This window comes from Exiguobacterium sp. R-39 (assembly GCF_049942815.1).
GTDB lineage: Bacteria > Bacillota > Bacilli > Exiguobacteriales > Exiguobacteriaceae > Exiguobacterium_A.
This window is the reverse complement of the sequence record NZ_CP187965.1, coordinates 507,006-526,634: the sequence shown is the minus strand read 5'-3', so window position 1 is coordinate 526,634 and position 19,629 is coordinate 507,006. Positions and strand designations below refer to the sequence as shown.

General features: G+C 48.5%; 19 protein-coding genes and 1 riboswitch. Of the genes, 5 read left to right on the top strand and 14 right to left on the bottom strand.

Annotated elements, in window-relative coordinates; translation table 11 throughout:
* Positions 1–77: 77 nt before the first annotated feature.
* Together ACP26N_RS02740 and ade are read right to left on the bottom strand one after the other, a co-directional pair.
* Positions 78–335, bottom strand: coding sequence for a hypothetical protein (locus ACP26N_RS02740; protein WP_131504297.1), 258 nt, complete (start codon positions 333–335; stop codon positions 78–80).
* A 187-nt stretch (positions 336–522) separates the two neighbouring features.
* Positions 523–2,253: an adenine deaminase gene (ade, locus tag ACP26N_RS02735; RefSeq protein ID WP_426354727.1), complete on the bottom strand. Its 1,731-nt coding sequence runs from the start codon at positions 2,251–2,253 to the stop codon at positions 523–525.
* A 124-nt stretch (positions 2,254–2,377) separates the two neighbouring features.
* Here ade and ACP26N_RS02730 point away from each other — a divergent pair, with 124 nt between their 5' ends.
* Together ACP26N_RS02730 and ACP26N_RS02725 are read left to right on the top strand one after the other, a co-directional pair.
* The gene (locus ACP26N_RS02730) at positions 2,378–2,917 is read left to right on the top strand and encodes a gamma carbonic anhydrase family protein (RefSeq protein WP_426354725.1); all 540 of its coding nucleotides are present in this window, start codon (positions 2,378–2,380) and stop codon (positions 2,915–2,917) included.
* 108 nt (positions 2,918–3,025) lie between these two features.
* On the top strand, positions 3,026–3,223 hold the full coding sequence (locus ACP26N_RS02725; protein ID WP_012369402.1) for a hypothetical protein: 198 nt from the start codon (positions 3,026–3,028) through the stop codon (positions 3,221–3,223).
* 149 nt (positions 3,224–3,372) lie between these two features.
* On the opposite strand, the gene ACP26N_RS02720 is transcribed toward ACP26N_RS02725, so the two are convergent.
* Both ACP26N_RS02720 and ACP26N_RS02715 read right to left on the bottom strand, forming a co-directional pair.
* Positions 3,373–4,956, bottom strand: a complete 1,584-nt coding sequence (locus ACP26N_RS02720; protein WP_131504300.1) for a glycine betaine ABC transporter substrate-binding protein — start codon at positions 4,954–4,956, stop codon at positions 3,373–3,375.
* Positions 4,953–6,080 (bottom strand): ABC transporter ATP-binding protein, encoded by a 1,128-nt coding sequence (locus ACP26N_RS02715; RefSeq protein WP_114596923.1) that lies wholly within the window; start codon positions 6,078–6,080, stop codon positions 4,953–4,955. The genes ACP26N_RS02720 and ACP26N_RS02715 overlap by 4 nt, the downstream gene beginning before the upstream one ends.
* A 205-nt stretch (positions 6,081–6,285) precedes the next feature.
* Between ACP26N_RS02715 and ACP26N_RS02710 the strand changes: the two genes are divergently transcribed.
* From ACP26N_RS02710 to ACP26N_RS02700, 3 genes are all read left to right on the top strand, one after another.
* Complete coding sequence (locus tag ACP26N_RS02710; RefSeq protein WP_214855487.1) at positions 6,286–7,308, top strand: LysM peptidoglycan-binding domain-containing protein; 1,023 nt, start codon at positions 6,286–6,288, stop codon at positions 7,306–7,308.
* Between the two features lie 77 nt (positions 7,309–7,385).
* Positions 7,386–7,892: a helix-turn-helix domain-containing protein gene (locus ACP26N_RS02705; protein WP_426354723.1), complete on the top strand. Its 507-nt coding sequence runs from the start codon at positions 7,386–7,388 to the stop codon at positions 7,890–7,892.
* Complete coding sequence (locus ACP26N_RS02700; RefSeq protein WP_426354721.1) at positions 7,889–8,731, top strand: IS3 family transposase; 843 nt, start codon at positions 7,889–7,891, stop codon at positions 8,729–8,731. Before ACP26N_RS02705 ends, ACP26N_RS02700 begins: the two co-directional genes overlap by 4 nt.
* Before the next feature lie 72 nt (positions 8,732–8,803).
* On the opposite strand, the gene lysA is transcribed toward ACP26N_RS02700, so the two are convergent.
* The 10 genes from lysA to ACP26N_RS02650 all read right to left on the bottom strand — a co-directional run bounded on the left by lysA (position 8,804) and on the right by ACP26N_RS02650 (position 19,622).
* Complete coding sequence (gene lysA / locus ACP26N_RS02695) at positions 8,804–10,117, bottom strand: diaminopimelate decarboxylase (protein ID WP_426354720.1); 1,314 nt, start codon at positions 10,115–10,117, stop codon at positions 8,804–8,806.
* Between the two features lie 12 nt (positions 10,118–10,129).
* Positions 10,130–11,188 (bottom strand): alanine racemase, encoded by a 1,059-nt coding sequence (alr, locus tag ACP26N_RS02690; protein WP_131973668.1) that lies wholly within the window; start codon positions 11,186–11,188, stop codon positions 10,130–10,132.
* Positions 11,188–12,120, bottom strand: coding sequence for a branched-chain amino acid transaminase (locus ACP26N_RS02685; RefSeq protein ID WP_131504474.1), 933 nt, complete (start codon positions 12,118–12,120; stop codon positions 11,188–11,190). Before ACP26N_RS02685 ends, alr begins: the two co-directional genes overlap by 1 nt.
* 25 nt (positions 12,121–12,145) lie before the next feature.
* Entirely contained in the window at positions 12,146–12,853 is a 708-nt protein-coding gene (gene dapD, locus ACP26N_RS02680; protein ID WP_026829273.1) for a 2,3,4,5-tetrahydropyridine-2,6-dicarboxylate N-acetyltransferase, read from the bottom strand.
* Positions 12,840–13,586, bottom strand: coding sequence for a 4-hydroxy-tetrahydrodipicolinate reductase (gene dapB, locus ACP26N_RS02675; protein WP_131973669.1), 747 nt, complete (start codon positions 13,584–13,586; stop codon positions 12,840–12,842). Before dapB ends, dapD begins: the two co-directional genes overlap by 14 nt.
* The gene (dapA, locus tag ACP26N_RS02670) at positions 13,583–14,464 is read right to left on the bottom strand and encodes a 4-hydroxy-tetrahydrodipicolinate synthase (RefSeq protein WP_131973670.1); all 882 of its coding nucleotides are present in this window, start codon (positions 14,462–14,464) and stop codon (positions 13,583–13,585) included. The genes dapB and dapA overlap by 4 nt, the downstream gene beginning before the upstream one ends.
* A 19-nt stretch (positions 14,465–14,483) precedes the next feature.
* A complete protein-coding gene (locus ACP26N_RS02665) occupies positions 14,484–15,476 on the bottom strand; it encodes an aspartate-semialdehyde dehydrogenase (protein ID WP_131973671.1) in 993 nt (330 codons plus the stop codon).
* Positions 15,477–15,488: 12 nt separating this feature from the next.
* Positions 15,489–16,688 (bottom strand): aspartate kinase, encoded by a 1,200-nt coding sequence (locus tag ACP26N_RS02660; protein WP_026829277.1) that lies wholly within the window; start codon positions 16,686–16,688, stop codon positions 15,489–15,491.
* Positions 16,689–16,801: 113 nt separating this feature from the next.
* Positions 16,802–16,979: riboswitch (Lysine riboswitch) on the bottom strand.
* Between the two features lie 70 nt (positions 16,980–17,049).
* On the bottom strand, positions 17,050–18,420 hold the full coding sequence (argH, locus tag ACP26N_RS02655) for an argininosuccinate lyase (protein ID WP_131504470.1): 1,371 nt from the start codon (positions 18,418–18,420) through the stop codon (positions 17,050–17,052).
* On the bottom strand, positions 18,417–19,622 hold the full coding sequence (locus ACP26N_RS02650) for an argininosuccinate synthase (RefSeq protein WP_426354717.1): 1,206 nt from the start codon (positions 19,620–19,622) through the stop codon (positions 18,417–18,419). The genes argH and ACP26N_RS02650 overlap by 4 nt, the downstream gene beginning before the upstream one ends.
* Between the last annotated feature and the right edge of the window lie 7 nt (positions 19,623–19,629).

Genomic DNA, 19,629 nt, shown 5'->3' with positions numbered 1-19,629 from the left:
ACCGGTTACCAGGCTTCCCTTGGTGACCGGTTTTTGTATACAACAAAGACCCCTTCTGCCGGAGCCGATCGGGGTCTTTACTGTGCGATTTGTTTATAAAATTCGATTTCTTCCCGCTGTCCTTCTTCGACAGCACGGAAAAATTCAGCAAAAAATGCGTATAAGATGGTTCGTTCCTGATAGGTCGGACCAGCCTGTCGAATCACTGAAAACGCAAGATTTCGTAACTGACGTTTTGTACGCCGGTTGTTTGGTAACTCATGAAACTGGTCGATAAACGAACGGTATACATCAGCAATCAACTTTTCATGACCTTCAAAATATGACTTATCCATTGAATCTGTCCTTTCTGATTGTTCTCTTCTTTTCTACGGAGTATCCTCCTGAAAAGTTTCATTAAGCTACACTTTTCACAAAGATATAAGACCTACTATAACAAGGATCAAATAATGATTCAACCGGAAAACTATTAAGAAAAGGTAAAGTCCACGTCATCACCTTTCGTGGACTTTACCTTTTCATTTAAGCTTGTACTGCAATATGTTGGAACGTTTTAACGTCAAACAATCCGCTGTCCGTTAACTTCAGATTCGGGATGACAGGCAAACAGAGGAACGACATCGTCAAGTACGGATTAAAGGAACGGTCGGCTTCTAATACATCAAGTGCATCATTGAGCGCTTCGAGTGTATCTCCGACTTCCTGGAAAGGACGACTCGTCATCAATCCAGCGATTTCAAGCGGCAACTCCGCCAGAACTTCTGTCCCATTGACCGCAATGACACCTCCACCCGCCTTAATCAGACGCTCTGCCGCAAGTTTCATCTCGGCATCCGATGTTCCGACGATGACAAGGTTATGCGAATCATGGGCGACCGTCGCCGCAATGGCACCTCGCTTCATGCCAAACCCTTTAACGATGCCGACTGCTGAGAAGTTGGTCGCATTATGACGCTCGATGACGGCGATTTTCAATAAGTCCTGTTCCGGGACGGGGACAAATTTCCCGTCCTGTAAAGGCACATCCAAAATCAAATGTTCCGTGACAATGCTTTTCGGGATGATTCCGATGACATGCGCTTTCGGTTTTTCTAATACTAATTCAAAAACTTGATCCGTGATCGGCTTCGTTTTCAGTTCGCCGCGCAATGTCGACGGTACCGCTATCTTTTGGGATGAGATGATTGTTTTACCGGCTCGGGCGACCGGCTCTCCACTGACAAACACTTCATCAATGATCACTTGATCGGCATCCTGCAAGGTGACAAAGTCCGCACGACGTCCCGGTACGATTGCTCCACGGTCATTTAGTTGATACGCATTAGCTGCATGAAGAGAAGCCATTGCATAGGCCGTTTCACGCTTAATACCGTGCTGTATGGCATAGCGGATATTATAGTCGATCGTTCCTTCACGTAACGTGTCGTCCAGGTGCTTATCGTCCGTACAGAAAAGGAATCGACCGGCATTGCTTTCCGTGACTGCGTCGAGCACTTCCTTGAGATTCCGGGCAGCCGATCCTTCCCGGACTTCGACGTATAATCCGCGACGTGCCCGCTCAATTGCCTCTTGTTTACTGACTGCTTCGTGATCCGTCCGAATACCTGCTACACCATAGATATTCAATTCACGTGCGCCAAGTCCTGCGGCATGACCATCGACCAGTTTACCAGCACTCTCGATTTGTTCAATTTTTTTCAGCATATCACGATCAGCCCGTTCGACAGCAGGATAGTCCATGACTTCCCCTAAGCCATGCACTCCCGGATGATTAACAAAAGGTTCGAGTGCCGCTGCATCGAGCGACGCTCCGGCATGTTCAAATGACGTCGCCGGAACACAGCTCGGTAACATCATTCGCACGTCAAGCGATAGTCCTTCTGCATCGTCCAACATGAACTGGAGCCCTTCCGCTCCCTTTACGTTTGCAATCTCATGTGGGTCGGCGATGACGGTCGTTACACCGAGCGGTAAAATCGCTTGCTCGTATTCACTTGGTGTCACCATCGATGACTCGATATGGACGTGTCCGTCGATGAAGCTCGGCGCAATGAATTTACCTGTTCCGTCAATCGTTTCGATTCCTTCATATCCGTCGCCGACTGCGGCAATGTAACCGGAATCCACTGCGACATCCGCTTGATACGTCTCGCGGGTCATCACATCGATGACTTGAATCCCCTTGTAGACGACCGCCGCTTTTTCTTTTTTGGCGGCGATTGTAATAAGTCGTGCCCGAACTGTCTGATTCATCCTGTTTCCTCCTGTTGTGAACGGTATTTTTACCATCTTACAATTAGTTTGGAAGCAGTTGCAATTTATTTTTCAAGCCGTCAAGATGAAAACGTACAGTTCAAAATGAAATGGAGGAACAGATATGAAATATCGTGTAGGTCAATTGGTTCCAAACGTCGACCCAAGTGTCTATATCGCGGACGGCGCTAAGGTCATCGGGGAAGTTGAAATCGGTAAGGATTCGACCGTTTGGTTCAACACTGTCATCCGCGGAGATGAGGGACCGATTAAAATCGGCGAACGTGTCAATATCCAGGACGGATCGATGATTCATCAGTATGAAGGCTATCCGACGATCATTGAAGATGATGTCACGATTGGACATATGGCGATGATCCACGGGGGAATCATTCGTCAAGGTGCCTTGATCGGAATGTCGGCGACGGTTTTGGATGAAGCCGAAATTGGACAAGGTGCATTCGTTGCAGCAGGAAGTCTCGTTCCACCTAAAATGGTCGTTCCTCCGAACTCGATGGTCATGGGTGTTCCGGCAAAAATCGTTCGTGAGATCAACGACCATGACCGGTTCATCATGGAACGGACCATTCGGAAATACGTCAAACGTGGTCAACAGTATGCTACTGACTGTGAGCCGGTAAAAGAAGATTTGACGACAACGTGAAAACGCTTACAAAGTTCACCTGTTTTTAACAATTCTCTTCTATCCTGTTTACATCTTTCCCTTACACTGTAGATGTAAGGCAGGAATCACGACGGAGGAGGATTTAAAATGACACCATTGTTCGAAGAACGGTTAATGGCTGACTTGTTTTCATCCACAAATAATCCAAGTTACGGTTTGCCGACTTTACCCGTATATGAAACAGATGGGTTGACGAAAGAGTTACAAGCACGTATTGTTAACGATGCCGAGCAAAAGTCCTTGAGTTTAGGAATAATTCAATCAAGAGAGGAAGAACATGTATGATTCAGCAAAATACAGTTCGCGCTTGGCTCGCTAGTCGAATCAAAAAATAATGATCTACCACCAGGATTACCTATTTTCCAAAACGATATAGCGCGTCAGCGCGCATGATAAAGAGCCGAAGCGGATTCCCGCCTCGGCTCTCTTTTGTTTTACTTTTTAATTAATCCTTCTTCAATCAAGAATTCACGTGCCACATCTTCCGGGCGTTCTTTTTCAACATCGGCTTTAAAGTTCAATTCCTGCATCTTTTTATCCGTAATCTTATCTTTCAACAGGTTCAGGACTTCTTTTAGTTCCGGATGTTCTTCGAGCGTTTCTTGACGTACAATCGGGACTGCATAGTACGGTGGGAAAAATTCTTTATCATCTTCAAGAACTGTCAGATCAAACTTTTTCAATAAGCCGTCTGTCGAGAAGCTGTCGATGACATTTGTTTTTCCATTTGTCAATGCAGTATAACGAAGACCACCATCGACAGGCTGAACATCTTTGAATTTCATATCAGGATATTTCTCTTTCAATCCGAGGTATCCATCTTCGCGGTTCGCAAACTCAATCGTCGATCCTAAAATGAGGCGATTACTGACACCCGCCATATCAGAGACCGTTTTTAAATCATATTTTTTGATATCTTCTTTTGTCATCGCAAGAGCGTACGTGTTGTTAAAGCCGATTGGCTCCAGAACATCAACCTGGCTCTTTTCCGGAATCATTTTTCCGACCTTCTTATAGACGGCTTCCGGATCGGTTTCCAGTTTTTGTTTCAGGACATCAATCAATAATGTACCGGTATATTCGACATAGGCATCGATTTCACCCGTTTCAAGCGCTCCATAGGCAACTTTTGTGCCTCCGAGATTGAGCTGGCGTTCGACTTCCAAATCGGTTTTATCTTCAATTAAATCGGCTAACATATTTCCTAAAATCAATTGTTCCGTAAAGTTTTTTGAACCGATGACGATTTTATCCGTTTTTAAGAACGAATAGGCAACGGTTCCGCCAATCAATAGGAAAACAATCGCTGCAATTGCAATTTTCTTTCCGGCCGACATTGCTTTCCGGCGTTTACGGGCTCTGCTTTTCACCCGACCGTCCGCAAGCGGAATTCCGTTCGGCGCGACCGAATACTCAATCCGGCTAACGATGAAATCAATCGCTAATGCTAAGATGCCTGCAGGAATGGCACCGGCAAGAATCTGATTGTTATCAACAGTTTGAATACCGGAGAAGACCAGATACCCCAGTCCACCTGCACCGATGAAGGCAGAGATCGTCATCAGACCGACAGCCGTCACGGCAGAAATCCGAATTCCGGCCATCATGATCGGTAACGCCAGTGGAATTTGAACTTTACCCAAAATCTGACGATCCGTTAACCCGATTCCTTTCGCTGCTTCCAGCATGTCTCCCGGAATACTTGATAACCCGGTGTACGTGTTTTTGACAATCGGAAGCAGTGAGTAGAGAACGACCATGATAATAGCAGGTGTTGAACCGATTCCGATGAACGGAATCAGGAATCCGAGCAAGGCAAGACTTGGAACAGCTTGGACGACACTTGTCAATGCAAGGATCGGCTTCGCAAAACGTTGATACCGCGTGATGAGAATACCGATTGGAATTCCTAGTACAACGGCAATGACGACTGCCAACACAGTCAACTGTAAGTGTTCGAGCAATAAGTCAAAAATTTGACCGGTATTATTTTGAACATAATCTAAAAATCCATTCATTGAACTTCCTCCTCCTGAATGAACTGCTCACTCAAGACGGAAAGCAAGCTACTTCTTGTAATTAATCCACGTAATTGTCCTGATTTATTTGTTACCGGCAGATACCCTGTCTCTTCATGGTTCATGACTTCAAGTACATCAAGCAAGGAGTCTTGCTCATCAACAGCAACCAGCTCCCCTTCCATGACGTCTTCAATCCGGACACCTTTATCAGGAGCCGTTTGAATGTTCTTCAGTTTGACGATTCCCTGGAGGATGCGATCGCGGTCTGTGATCAACAGGCTGTCGACTTTACGTCCCCGCATGATTTCAATCCCCTGCAACAGAGTCCGTTTCCCACTGATCGAGACAGGATCTTCAATCATGATGTCCTCTGCTTTAATGAACGCCGGACTGCTCCAAATCTTATTTTTCCCAATAAAGGATTCGACGTATTCGTCTTTCGGATGACGTAAGATTTCTTCCGGTGTATCAAACTGAACGATTTCCCCATCGCGCATGATACAAATCCGATCAGCCAGCTTGATCGCCTCATCCATATCATGTGTGACGAAAACAATCGTCTTCTTGACTTCTTCCTGGAGGTTGAATAATTCTTCTTGGAGGTCATTTCGTGTGACGGGGTCAAGCGCACTGAACGGTTCATCCATCAGGATGACGTCCGGGTCATTCATTAAGGCTCGGGCAAACCCGACGCGTTGCTGTTGTCCACCACTGAGTTCACTCGGGTAACGGTCAATGAATTGTTTTGGATCAAGACCGACCATTTGCAGCAACTCTTCCGTTCGAATATCCATCTGATCGTGGTCTTTCCCTTCAAGTCCGGCAATCAATTGGATGTTCTCCCGGACAGTCATGTGCGGAAAAAGACCGGTCTGTTGGATGACGTATCCCATATGCCGGCGTAATTCGATCGTATCCGTCTTCATGATGTCTTTTCCATTCACTAAAATCGTCCCCGACGAGGGTTCAATCAAACGATTGATCATTTTTAAGGATGTCGTTTTTCCACATCCACTCGGTCCGATGAATACAACCAGCTCGCCCTCTTTGATTTCGAGCGTCAAGCCCTTTAAGACAACGTTGTCTTTAAATTGCTTACCGACGTTTTTAAATTCAATCATCCGTTTCCACTCCTTTTACTATTTCCATATACTATAAGTTCCCTATTCATTTCGAGGCTAAACAATTATTTGCACCAATTCCGTTTAAATTGATAATAATTCGGGAATTATTTCCCTCTTTTTTAGTTTTTTTGCTCAAAAAGGGTAATAGATAAGTAGAGACAAGTGAGACGCAGTCATCCTAGAAAAAGGAGGCGACGTACACATGCACGGGAAATGGATTCGGATCATCATGATAGTGTTGATATCGCTTTTTCCTTTCTTTAGTTACGGTTTGACGGCAGATGCAGCCAGTTCGACGTTTGTCACAAAAGGATCGACGACGAGTAAAGTCGTCGCACTGACGTTTGATGATGGAGCTGACGGAACCAATATTGCTAAAATCCTCAGCATTCTCAAAAGCAACAATGTCAAAGCGACCTTTTTCTTGACCGGTACAGGAGCAAACAATCATCCGCAACGTATCAAAAACATTGCAACTGCCACACCGACGCACCAGCTTGGAAATCACTCCTATACGCACCCTGACTTTACGAAATTGACCGCCACACAAATGACGAGTGAACTATCAAAAACGGAAAATTTAATCAAGTCATTGACCGGCCGGACGACTAAACCGATTTTCCGGGCACCGTTTGGCGCAAGCAATAATGCTGTCCTTGCCGCCGTCGGTAATGCCGGATACACGAAAACGATTCAGTGGAACATCGATACAACTGACTGGAAAGGTATCAGTTCCACAGCCATTTTGGCACGTGTCGTCCCAAACATCGTCCCGGGATCCATCGTACTGATGCATACAGGGGCTGGTGCACCCGGCACACCGGTTGCACTTCCATCGATGATTTCGCAACTCAAAGCCAAAGGATATAAATTCGTCACGATCTCCGAATTACTGAAGCTGCCTCCAAGCGGCAGTAAAACGTATACGGTTAAATCGGGCGATACGCTTTATAAAATCGCAAACCTCTACAATGTCACAGTTGCCGCTCTCGCTAAAGCCAACAACATCACGAACTACAATCTGATCACTGTCGGACAAGTCCTTGTCATCCCGGGGACAACCCCGCCTCCAACCACTACCGTCACCTATACTGTCAAAGCCGGTGACACGTTATATTCCATTGCAACGAAGTATGGCGTGACGGTCACCGCTCTTGCCAGTGCCAATAAAATCACTAACGTCAATTTGATTTCCGTCGGGCAAGTCCTTGTCATTCCGAAGTAACACAAAAGCGTCCCGGTCTTTATGAACTGCCCCATAAAAGTTGGACATGAAAATCCAACTTTTATGGGGTGTTTTTTATGGTCAAATATACGAAGGCGTTTAAAATCCAGGTCGCTGAACGTTATCTGACGGGACGAGACGGATACCAAGGTGTGGCGAAAGAATTCGGGATAGCGCGTCAACTAATCCGTGACTGGTCGCGTCTCTATGAAAGTTGGGGGGAGACGATCTTCGATCCTTCCTATACAACCCACTCGCCGACATTTAAACTGGAGGTATTAAATGACATGGCGACCAACGGGCTGTCCCGCATAGAGGCGGCTATAAAATACCGAATCTCCTCCCCAGGGATGATCTCGAACTGGCGATCAACGTATGAACGGGAAGGGGTCGAGGGTCTGGTCGCCAGACCGAAAAGACGTGCCCCGATGGCGAGACGCAAAAAGAATCCTGAAGAGATGACAAAGGTTGAGAAGCTCAAGGAGCGAATCGAGTACCTCGAGATGGAGAACGCTGCGTTAAAAAAATTGAGAGCCTTGGTTCAAGAAGAGAACGCGCGACGAACCGGATCAAGGCGCAAGTGATCGACGAGTTGCAGGCGATCTATCCCGTCCCGGGACTCCTCCGCGTGCTCGGTATGGCCCGAAGCGTCTACTACTACTGGCGGACGCGCCTGACGGGCGAAGACAAGTATGCGGAGGTGAAGGCAGCCATCCATACCCTCTTCCACGAACACGAGGGGCGATGTGGCTATCGTCGCATCCACGCACTCCTCGAACGCCAGGGCTTCCGGCACGACCCGAAGACCATACGCCGTCTCATGAACGAGCTCGGGCTTAAGTGCCTCGTCCGCATGAAGCGATACCGCTCCTATAAGGGGCGAGTCGGGAAGGTCGCGCCTAACCTTCTCCAACGGGACTTTAAGGCCTCCGGCCTGAACCAGAAATGGGTGACCGACGTCACTGAGTTTCACCTCTTCGGGGAGAAGCTCTACCTCTCGCCGATGATGGACTTGGGAAACCGTGAGATCATTGCCTATACCATGTCGGACCGTCCCACATACCAATTCGTCGGCGAAATGTTGGACCAGGCAATCAGAAGGCTCGATGGAGAAGCCCAACCAATCCTCCATTCCGACCAAGGTTGGCATTATCAATACCGAGCGTTCATCGATACGCTCCACGAGCACGGCATCACGCAAAGTATATCCCGTAAGGGAAACTGTCTCGACAACGCAGCCATCGAAAGCTTCTTCGCCGTGCTCAAGTCAGAGCTCCTATATCTCAAGGAGTTCGATGACATGGACCACTTCAAATGTGAGCTCAAGCGTTATATCGAGTACTATAACCATCGTCGTATTAAGAGACGACTAAAAAACCTGAGCCCGGTGGAATACCGGACTCAGGTCCTCAAGGTCGCCTGACGAATTATTTATTGTCTAACTTTTTTGGTTCAGTTCATTACGACGAGGACGCTTTTTGAATGATTTCAGTTCTTAAGACGACGGAATATTTTTCAGACCAAGATCACATTGAATCAAATCGTCGTACGTCTGGCGACGGACGACTTCGCGCGATTCACCTTGATTAACAAAAACGACAGCCGGTCGTAAAAATTGGTTATAGTTGCTTGCCATCGAATAGTTGTAAGCTCCTGTCCCGAAGACCGCTAATGTATCTCCACTGACGGGTTCGGCCAGATCAGCCGATTCGGCAACTAAATCCCCTGATTCGCACGCTGCACCGACAACGGTCACATGACGTGTTTCTCCTTCGATCCGATTCGCGATGACGGTTTCATACACCGCCCCGTATAAAGCAGGACGGATATTGTCCGCCATTCCGCCGTCAACGGATAGATACGTTCTCACACCTTGCACTTCCTTGATGGCACCGACCGTATAAAGCGTCGTCCCGGCATTTGCGACGACCCACCGCCCCGGTTCAATCCCGATTCGCGGACAATCGATCGCAAGACGTGTCGTCTCTTCATCGATGATCGACATAACCCGCTCCATCGTTTGTTCAAAATCAAGCGGTTGATCGTCTTGCGTATAGGCAATCCCGAATCCGCCGCCAAGATTGACTTCACTTGCGATGAAGGATGTCCGTTCACGAATCGTTTCGACGAATCCCATCATCGTCCGGGCTGTCCGTTCAAACAGTTCAATTTCTTGGATTTGTGAACCAACATGGCAATGAATACCGAGTAACGCTAGATGTTCCGCCGCTAAAACAGCTTCGACGGCTTCCAAATACGAATCATCATGCGTCGAGAACCCGAACTTCGTATCGACACCGCCCGTCTGAATTTTCGTATGTGCACCACCGATGACTTGCGGCACGATCCGAATCAGGACGTGGACCGTTTGACACGCTTCTGCGGCAATCTGATTGAGTTGAGCAATTTCTCCGTAATGGTCGATGACAATCTTACCGACACCTTCTTCGACAGCGTACCGTAAATCCTGTGTCGACTTGTTCGAGCCGTGGAAATAAATCCGTTCCGCCGGCACACCCGCTTTGCGGGCAATAAACAGTTCACCGCCCGTTACGACATCGATTCCAAGACCGTGTTTGACGACTTGCTGATATACGGCACCAATCGTCAAGGCTTTAGAAGCAAACGAGGCATACGTATTCGGATATTTTTCTAAAAAGGCATCGCGTACAGTCGCCAGACGGTCCGTCAATTCACGTTCTGCCATGATATAGAGTGGCGTCCCGTATTGTTCGGCAAGCTTTGTTGCTTCCATCCCGTCAATCTGTAGTGCATTGTTTTGTTCCGTCAAATATCGGCTTCCGTACATCTGAATTCCCCCTTATAAATAACGATGTGTCAAACGCCACGAACGGGCACACATCTGCTCCGAATTATTAGCTGTCCCGGTCCGGGTGATATCATCGATTTCAATACCATCGCCATATAACACCACTTTATCTCCGATTTCAACCGTCGAATCCACGGCAATGAACGTATGACTCATGAATAACTTACTGATGATCGGATAACGTTTCCCGTTGATGATGACGGGCAGTGAAGATCGTCCGCGAACGACCCCGTCCCCGTAGCCGACCGGCAGAACGGCGACACGAATCGCTGTCGGTGCCGTATACGACGTACCGTAGCCGACGTGTTCGCCTGCTTCCACTTGACGAATCTCAACGACTTCCGTCGTCATCCGAAGCGAGGGCACGAGCCAGTCCATTTTTTCAATCGGTGAGTAACCGAACAGGAAGATGCCGGGCCGGACATAATTACAGCAGGCCAGCCGCGGATCATGTTTGACGATCGTCGCGCTGTTTTCGGCATGAATGTACGTGAATGTGTGTTTCTCCTGTAACGGATTCCCGATTTTGAGGAATCGTTCGACTTGACCGTCATGATCGGCTCCCGGCTCATCGGCTAGCGGGAAATGCGTATAGAGACCCGTCAATATCAGTTCCTGTTCCTGTACGGTTTCAAGAACTGCTAGCGCTTCCTCAAGCGAACTGACACCAAAACGGTTCATCCCGACATTTATTTTTAGATGAAGTTCAATTCCCGATAAATCCGCCTGATGGCGTTGCAGCCAGTCGAGCGAAGGAATTCCGAGCGCTACTCCGTGCAATCGGACTTCTTTGAAGTGCGATGCCGGATTCATCGCCAGGACATAACTGTCTGGAAAATTCGTTTTGATTTCAATTGCTTCGTAGACTTCTGCCACTGCGAAATGCCGGACACCGGCTTCCATCAATGTGGCAACCATTTCAATCATTCCTAAGTTGTAAGCATTGTTTTTGACGACGGCAAAAATCTGCTTATTGGACCGGGCGAAAACCGATGCGACATTATGCCGCACCGCTTCCCGATCGATGGTAACAATAGTTCGTGAACTCATTATTCTGCGATGGCTGGTGTCACGTAAGTCAACCACGATGCATATTGTGGCAGTTGACCCGAAACTGCTTGACGGTAAAGATCAAGTAACTCATCTGCGACAGCCCGTGTTCCGCCGTTGATGACGATATGATCAATTTCACCGACACTTGTGATTTCTGCAGCCGTACCTGTTAAGAAGATTTCGTCTGCAACGTATAACTCATCACGGCCGATATGACGCTCGACGACCGGATAGCCTTGATCCTGTGCCAAACGCATGATGACTTGGCGTGTGATTCCGTCTAATACTGAACAATCGAGTGAAGGCGTGTAGATTGTCCCGTTTTTCAACATGAACAAGTTGGCAACACTCGCTTCGCTGACGTTTCCGTTCATATCAAGAGCAATCGCCTCGTCAAATCCGTCGCGAAGTGCTTCTCCTTTTAAGAGTTGCGAGTTCATGTAGTTGGCGGCAGCTTTTGCCTGCATCGGCATCATTGTCGACGAAACGCGGCGATACGAAGCAACTTTTGCCCGGATACCGGCACCTTTGTCGAAGTATTCACCAAGTTCCCAACAAGAAATCCCGACGTGTACCGTCGTATCTTTTGCCATCAATGCCTGCCACGGTGTACCGAGGAAAACAAACGGGCGGATGTAACAAGACTCAAAGCCGTTTTTGGCGACCAGATCAATCGTCGCTTGAACAAGTTCTTCCACTGTATAAGGAATCGTCACGTGATAGAACGCGCAACTGCGGAACAGACGTTCAATGTGTTCCGTCAATTGGAAAATCGCCGGACCATCCGGTGTCGCATACGCACGGATGCCTTCAAAAAATCCGCTTCCGTAATGAATCGCATGGGACATGACGCTCGTATTTGCCTCTTTTGGATCATGAAAAACCCCGTCTAACCAAATTGCTTCTCCATACTGTGTATCCACTGCCATGTGTTTTCCTCCTCTTCGACGTCAATCAGAGTGAACGTAAATCATCCACCAGTTGCGTCTTCTCTGCTGTTTTTGCATCTTTCTGTTTGATGACACGTGCTGGCGTACCAGCCACTACGCTGCCTGCAGGAACGTCTTCTGTGACGACACTGCCTGCTGCGACGACCGCATCTTTTCCGACACGAACACCTTCTAGGATGACGGCATTCGCTCCGATTAAGACACCATCTTCAATGATGACCGGTGTTTTTGAAGGTGGTTCAAGAACCCCTGCGACCACGGCACCGGCGCCGACATGAACGTTTTTGCCGATTGTGCCACGTGCTCCGACAACAGCGTTCATATCAATCATTGTACCATCTCCGATTGATGCACCGATATTAATGATTGCGCCCATCATGATGACCGCGTTATCGCCGATGACGACATGATCGCGAATCCATGAACCCGGTTCGATCCGGGCATTCAAATGACGTGTATCAAGCATCGGCACGGCACTGTTGCGGCGGTCATATTCGACATGCACTTCAGTAATCCGGTCTGCATATTCTTCTAAGAAAGTTGAAGCAAGTCCTGCATCAGCGAAGAAAATTTTTGATTGATCCGTTCCGAATGCCGTCGCTCCTTCAATCGTCAGTCCTGCCAAGTCACCATTGACGTACAGTTTAACCGGTGTTTGTTTTTTAGCATCTTTAATGAATTTTGCAATTTCATAAGCATCAGTTAATAACATGTGAATCCTCCTGTGTGTAAAGCGTCTCCAGTGTATAGAGTCCCGCTGATTTTTGAATGAGCGCTTCCGCCGCTTTGATGGCACCTGAAGCGAATACTTTTTTTGATAACGCCGTGTGTTTGATTTCAATCAATTCATCGACGCCCGCAAACAATACTTCATGTTCGCCGAAAATCGTTCCCCCACGCATCGAGTGCATTCCGATTTCGTTTGGCTCCCGCTTCTCACGCGTCGACTCCCGTTCGTAGACCGGTTGGACATCTCGTAAATCCTGGATGGTCCGGAGCAACAGCTCCGCCGTCCCGCTCGGTGCATCGACTTTTTGATTGTGGTGTTTCTCAAGCAGTTCGATGTCGAATGCTCCGGCGAGCGGAACGAGTGTTTTTAACAGCTGTTGCATCATCGCGATTCCAAACGACATGTTATACGATTGGAAAATCGGAATTTGTGTCGAAGCATCGCGAATCGTCTGCAGTTCCGCTTCCGAGAAACCCGTCGTCGCAATGACGAGTGGTGTCTTCGTTTTAATCCCATAAGCAAGCAAGTCCGGCAAAAGACTCGGATGCGAAAAATCAATGATCGCATCGACCGACTCCGTCATTTCGGCAAGCGTACCGTAAGACGGGACCTGATCCGCCGTTTTCGTTTTATCGATGACGGCGACGACATCATCCGGTGCCAGTTCGTGGACGAAATGTCCGGTTGCCCCGTATCCGTGAATGGCGAGTTTCATCCAACCACTCCTTTGTAACTCCGCATCATCTCAAGCAGATGCGCATGTCCCGCTTCCGACTGACGGACGAGCGGCAGACGCGGTGCTCCGACCGCCAGTCCGATTTCTTCGAGCGCTGCTTTGACGGGAATCGGATTGACATCGCTGAACAACGCGGAGATGACAGGCATCAAATCACTTTGAATCCGTCGTGCCGTAACATAGTCGTTTGCCAGTAACGCTTCTGCAAGCGCCTGCGTTTCTGCCGGGTATGGATTCGACAAGACGGAAATCACGCCTTGTGCCCCCCATGCCATATAAGGAAGAATTTGATCATCGTTGCCACAGAAGACCGCAAAGTCAGCGGGTAAGGCCGTCATCAATTCGCCCATGAAACTGACGTCACCGCTTGCTTCTTTAAACGCTTGGATGTTCGGATGTTTGGCAAGTGTGACGGCTGTTTCGATGGAAATCGCGACCCCTGTCCGTGACGGAACATTGTAGAGCATGATTGGCAAATCAACTGCATCCGCAACCGCCGTGAAGTGGGCGACGAGTCCTGCTTGTGATGTCTTATTGTAGTAAGGTGTGACAAGCATTGCCGCATCAGCACCAAGTCGGGCTGCCGTCTGTGTTTTTTCAATCGTCTGTGCCGTATTGTTCGTTCCGGTCCCGGCAATGACCGGTACACGTCCGGCTGTCACACGGACTGCCGTTTCCAGTAATGTTTCAAACTCTTCATTCGTCAACGTTGACCCTTCTCCGGTCGTCCCTCCGACGACTAACGCTTGAATATTCGCTGCGAGTTGTTGTTCGATCAGTTGTTCAAATACCGCTAAATCCAGCTCACCGGTTGATGTAAATGGTGTAGCCAGTGCTGTTCCTGCTCCTTTAAACATATCGATTCCTCCCCGTTTTTTAAGAATGGATTGAACTTTCAAGTGCTTGACGCGCTACCTGGACAGCGTTCGAAGCGGCCCCTTTACGGATGTTATCGGCGACACACCAGATGTGGAATGTATTGGCAAGACTTTTATCCTGACGAATCCGTCCGACATAGACGTCATCTGTTCCGCTTGCATCAAGCGGCATCGGATATTGGTTTTGACTGACATCATCGACGAGAATGACGCCTGGTGCTTCCGCTAATGAGGCACGGATGGCGGCAACGCTTGTCTCCTGCTCGAATGTCACGTTGATGGCGACAGAATGCGAATTCGTGACCGGAACCCGGACACATGTCGCACTGACCGGTAACTCCGGTAGCTGGAAGATTTTTCGTGTTTCGTCAATCATTTTCTGTTCTTCTTTCGTGTAACCGTCTGGTAAGAACACATCGATATGCGGCAGAATGTTATCGTGAATCGGATGCGGATAATTGACCGGTTCTTCGCCGCGGCTGCCGCGGGCTAAATCCTCGATTCCTTTTTGACCGGAACCGGACACGGCTTGATACGTCGTATAGTTAACACGTTTCAAACCAAATTGTTGAAGCGGCGCCAGGGCGACGACCGATTGAATCGTCGAACAGTTCGGGTTGGCAATCAAACGGTCATTTGGTCCGATTGCTTGCGGATTCACTTCCGGTACGACAAGCGGGATATCGGCCTGCATCCGGAAGGCGCTTGAATTGTCGACGACCAGTGTGCCTGCTGCAGCCAGTAACGGTGCATACTGCTCACTGATGGTGCCGCCTGCTGCAAACAGCGCCACATCGATGCCGTCTTCCGTAATCTGCTCCGATAATGCTTGAATCGTGACGTCCTGTCCTTTGAACTGGACGGTTTTCCCGGCAGAACGGGCTGAAGCGTACGCTGAAATCTGACGAACCGGAAAGTCGAGTTCCGCCAGGACTTGTAACATTTTTTGACCAACGGCGCCGGTTGCGCCAATGACTGCGACATGATACATATGATTTCCTCCTTACAGGTCGAATGCTTGAGCAATTGCTGCGACGGTCCGTTCGATGTCAGCTTGGGCAATCGTATATGAGATGCTGATCTCTGATGTTGTAACCTGATAAAACGTGATGTTTTCGGCCCGGAAAATCGCAAATAATTTCGAAGCGACGCCGGTTGCGTCCCGCATGCCGATTCCGACGACCGATAATTTGGCATGTTGGTTATGACGATCGACTTTGACGGTCGGGAAACGATTGATGATATCCTGCAAGGCCTCTTCCAAAAACTCTTCTTCGTCTAACGGACAAGAGAAGGAAAGGAAGATGTCACTGTCAAACGTCGTCTGACTGATCATATCAATGTTGACGTGGCGACCTGACAACAGTTCAAAGATATCCGCGACCGCTGAATTCGTCTGTGGAACGTGTTTGATTGATACCGTCAGGACGTTTTTCGTCACACTGACACTCGTTACTGCTTTCTGTTCCATCGTTTCCGTTGCCTCCATAATCCAAGTCCCTCTTTTCGATTCTAGTGTTTTTCCGACGAAGATGTGGACGCCGTATTTTTTACCGAGTTCGACACTGCGCATCTCCATGACTTTTGAGCCAAGAGCACTCATTTCCATCATCTCATCGTATGAAATGTGCGGAATCGGCTGCGCTGCAGCATGAATCCGTGGATCTGCCGTATAGACACCGTCAACATCCGTATAGATCTCACAACGTTTATCAAGGACGGCTGCTAAGGCAACGGCTGTCGTATCTGATCCGCCGCGTCCGAGTGTCGTGACATCCCCCAGTTCATTGACCCCTTGGAAACCGGCGACGATGATCACATCGTAGGTTTCAAGTTTTTTCCGGAGCAGTTCACCGTCGATTTGTTTGATTTTACTTTTCGTATGCAGCCCCATCGTACTGATGCCGGCTTGGGCTCCCGTTTGCGACAAGGCTTTTGTCCCGAGTGAATTCAGCGCGATGCTGAGTAACGAAATCGTCTGTTCTTCTCCGATTGCAAGCAGACGATCCAGTTCGCGCCGTTCCGGCCGGTCGGTAATCGCTTGTGCTTGGGCAATCAATGAATCCGTCATTTTCCCCATCGCTGATACGACGACGACTAATTTCTCCCCTTGATCCGTCCGATTCTTCAAATAATTCGCAATTGACTGAATCTGTTCGACAGTCGCAACCGAACTACCACCAAATTTAAGTACAGTTGTCACAATCCTATCTCCTTTTGTCCCGAAACAGAAAAAAACGACGGGCCGGTAGGAGCGTTCCTACGGCCCGTCGTTATCACGATCGGACAAACGATGACAGTGTCATTCGTTCTTTTACGTAAGATAGCGCTCCGAAACGTGGGTTTCGGCAGTACAACGGATCTTAACCGTTGTACCAGCAATCAGGAAAAAGCATTTTCCTGTTCACTTCGGCGGATTTCCCCTTTCACATCACTTGGCATGCTTGCCTTTGTAAGTGTTGCTACTGATGTCATCCGCGCCTCTATCTGTCGGTTGTTAGTTACAGTTATAGCAAACATTTTTTGTTAAATCCAGTGATTTGCCAAACTTTTTTTGAATTTTATCATTTTTCAAGGTACTTCTTCGCTAATGTGAGTTGTTCCCGGACGGCTGTAAAACCGGTCCCGCCGTAACTTCCCCGTCGTGCGACGGCTTGAACCGGATCGAGCAACGGATATACATCTTCCGCAATGACCGGATGGAACGTCTGATACGTCGACAGCGTCAAATCTTTTAAGAAACATCCGCTCTGCACACAATGTAGGACGGCTTTCCCAACGATTTCATGCGCTTCCCGGAACGGAATCCCTTTTGTGACCAGATAATCTGCCAGTTCCGTTGCATTCGAGAAGTCTTGCATCGTCGCCTTCTTGAGCGCTTCTGTCTTAAACGTAGCGGATTCGATCATGCCTGTAAAAATTTGAACGGATTGTAACACCGTATCAGCGGTATCAAAGACACCCTCTTTATCTTCTTGCATATCTTTATTGTAAGCGAGCGGAAGAGCCTTCATCGTCGTCAGGAAGCCCATCAGGTTACCATAGACACGTCCTGTTTTACCGCGAATCAGTTCTGCGAAATCCGGATTTTTTTTCTGTGGCATCATACTCGATCCCGTTGAAAACGCGTCGGATAATTCGATGAATGAAAACTCCTGTGAAGCCCAGATGATGATTTCTTCGCAAAAGCGTGACAAGTGCATCATCACTGTTGAGGCGATACCGAGATACTCGATGACGAAGTCCCGGTCCGAGACCGCATCCAGACTATTCGGATAGACCTGTTCAAAACCAAGCAGCTCGGCTGACTTGAACCGGTCAATCGGGAAAGTCGTTCCCGCCAGTGCCCCTGCACCGAGCGGCGACATCCGGATCCGCTTTAAGTTATCCGTCAACCGATCGGCATCCCGTTCAAACATCCAAAAGTAAGCGAGCAAGTGATGTGCCAGTGAAATCGGCTGTGCCCGCTGCAGATGGGTGTAACCCGGCATGACCGTCTCGACATGTTGCTCCGCTTGTTCCGTAATGACGGATTGCAGATTACGGATGCTGGTCAGGAGTTCGAGAACATGTTGTTCCATCCAGAGATGCAAATCAGTCGCGACCTGATCGTTTCGACTGCGCGCCGTGTGCAGCTTCCCGGCAACGGGACCAATCTGTTCCGTCAGCAACCGTTCAAGATTCATGTGGATATCTTCGTCAACCGTCGTGTAGACGTGCTGATCGAGTGTCGTTTTTAACTGTTTCAGCCCGGCTTCGATTTGTTGCCACTCGGTTTTCTCAAGAATCCCTTGTTCATACAACATCTGTGCATGCGCAAGACTCCCTTGCAAATCAACGGCGGCTAATTTCTGATCAAATGAAATCGATGCGCCGAAGGCTTCCGCTTGAGCGGAAGCACTTTCCGTAAAACGTCCGCCCCATAGTTTCGTCATTTTTTCACGCCTTCCTGACGATGGACACTGGCATGTGTCGCAATCGCAAGACCATGCAATTTAATGAATCCTTTCGCTGCTTCGTGATCAAAGGCATCTTCTTTTGTGTAGGTCGCGAGTTTCTCGTCGTACAATGAAACGGCTGACTGACGTCCTGTAACGGTTGCATTCCCTTTATAGAGTTTGACACGGACTTCGCCGGTCACGTCCTGTTGCGTTGCCGTCAAGAAGGCCTTGAGCCCTTTCGTCAGCGGAGCATGGAACAATCCGTTGTAAATCGTTTCTGCATATTGTTTGCTGAGAATCGGTTTAAAGTGTGCGACATCTTTCGTCAATGTGATGGTCTCAAGGGCTGCATGTGCTTTCAGTAAGACCGTTGCACCCGGGCACTCATAGACTTCACGTGACTTGATTCCGACCAAACGGTTTTCGACATGATCAATCCGTCCGACGCCATGTGCACCGGCGATAATATTCAGTTCGGTAATCAGTTTTGCCAGCGGATACGCTGTACCATTGATTGAAATCGGGACACCTGCTTCAAAACCGATGATGACTTCTTCCGCTTGATCCGGTGCGTCTTCCGGTGCGACCGTCAGGGCATAGGCATCTTGCGGCGGCTCTGTCCATGGATTTTCAAGAACGCCACATTCATTACTGCGTCCCCATAAGTTCATGTCGATTGAATACGGGCTGTCAAGATTGATTGGAATCGGTACATCATTTTCTTTCGCATAAGCGATCTCTTCTTCACGTGACCATTTCCATTCACGAACCGGCGCGATGACTTCGAGTGACGGATCGAGTGCTGCAACCGAAACTTCGAACCGGACTTGGTCGTTTCCTTTTCCGGTACAGCCGTGGGCGACTGCTGTGGCACCGTGGGCATGAGCCACTTCGACCAGTTTTTCAGCAATCAACGGACGAGATAAGGCGGAAATCAGAGGATAGGCTCCTTCATAATGCGCACCGTACTGAAGGGCCGGCAAAACAAAGTCATTTGCGAATTCGTCTTTGACATCAAGAACGATGGATTCGATTGCTCCGACAAGTAACGCTTTTTCTTTGATGACTGACAAATCTTTTCCTTCGCCGACGTCCATGCATAATGCGACGACGTCATAATCCTTGCTCAACCATTTGATGGCGACTGAAGTATCGAGTCCACCCGAATACGCTAAAATCAATTTTTGTTTTGTCATTCTTATT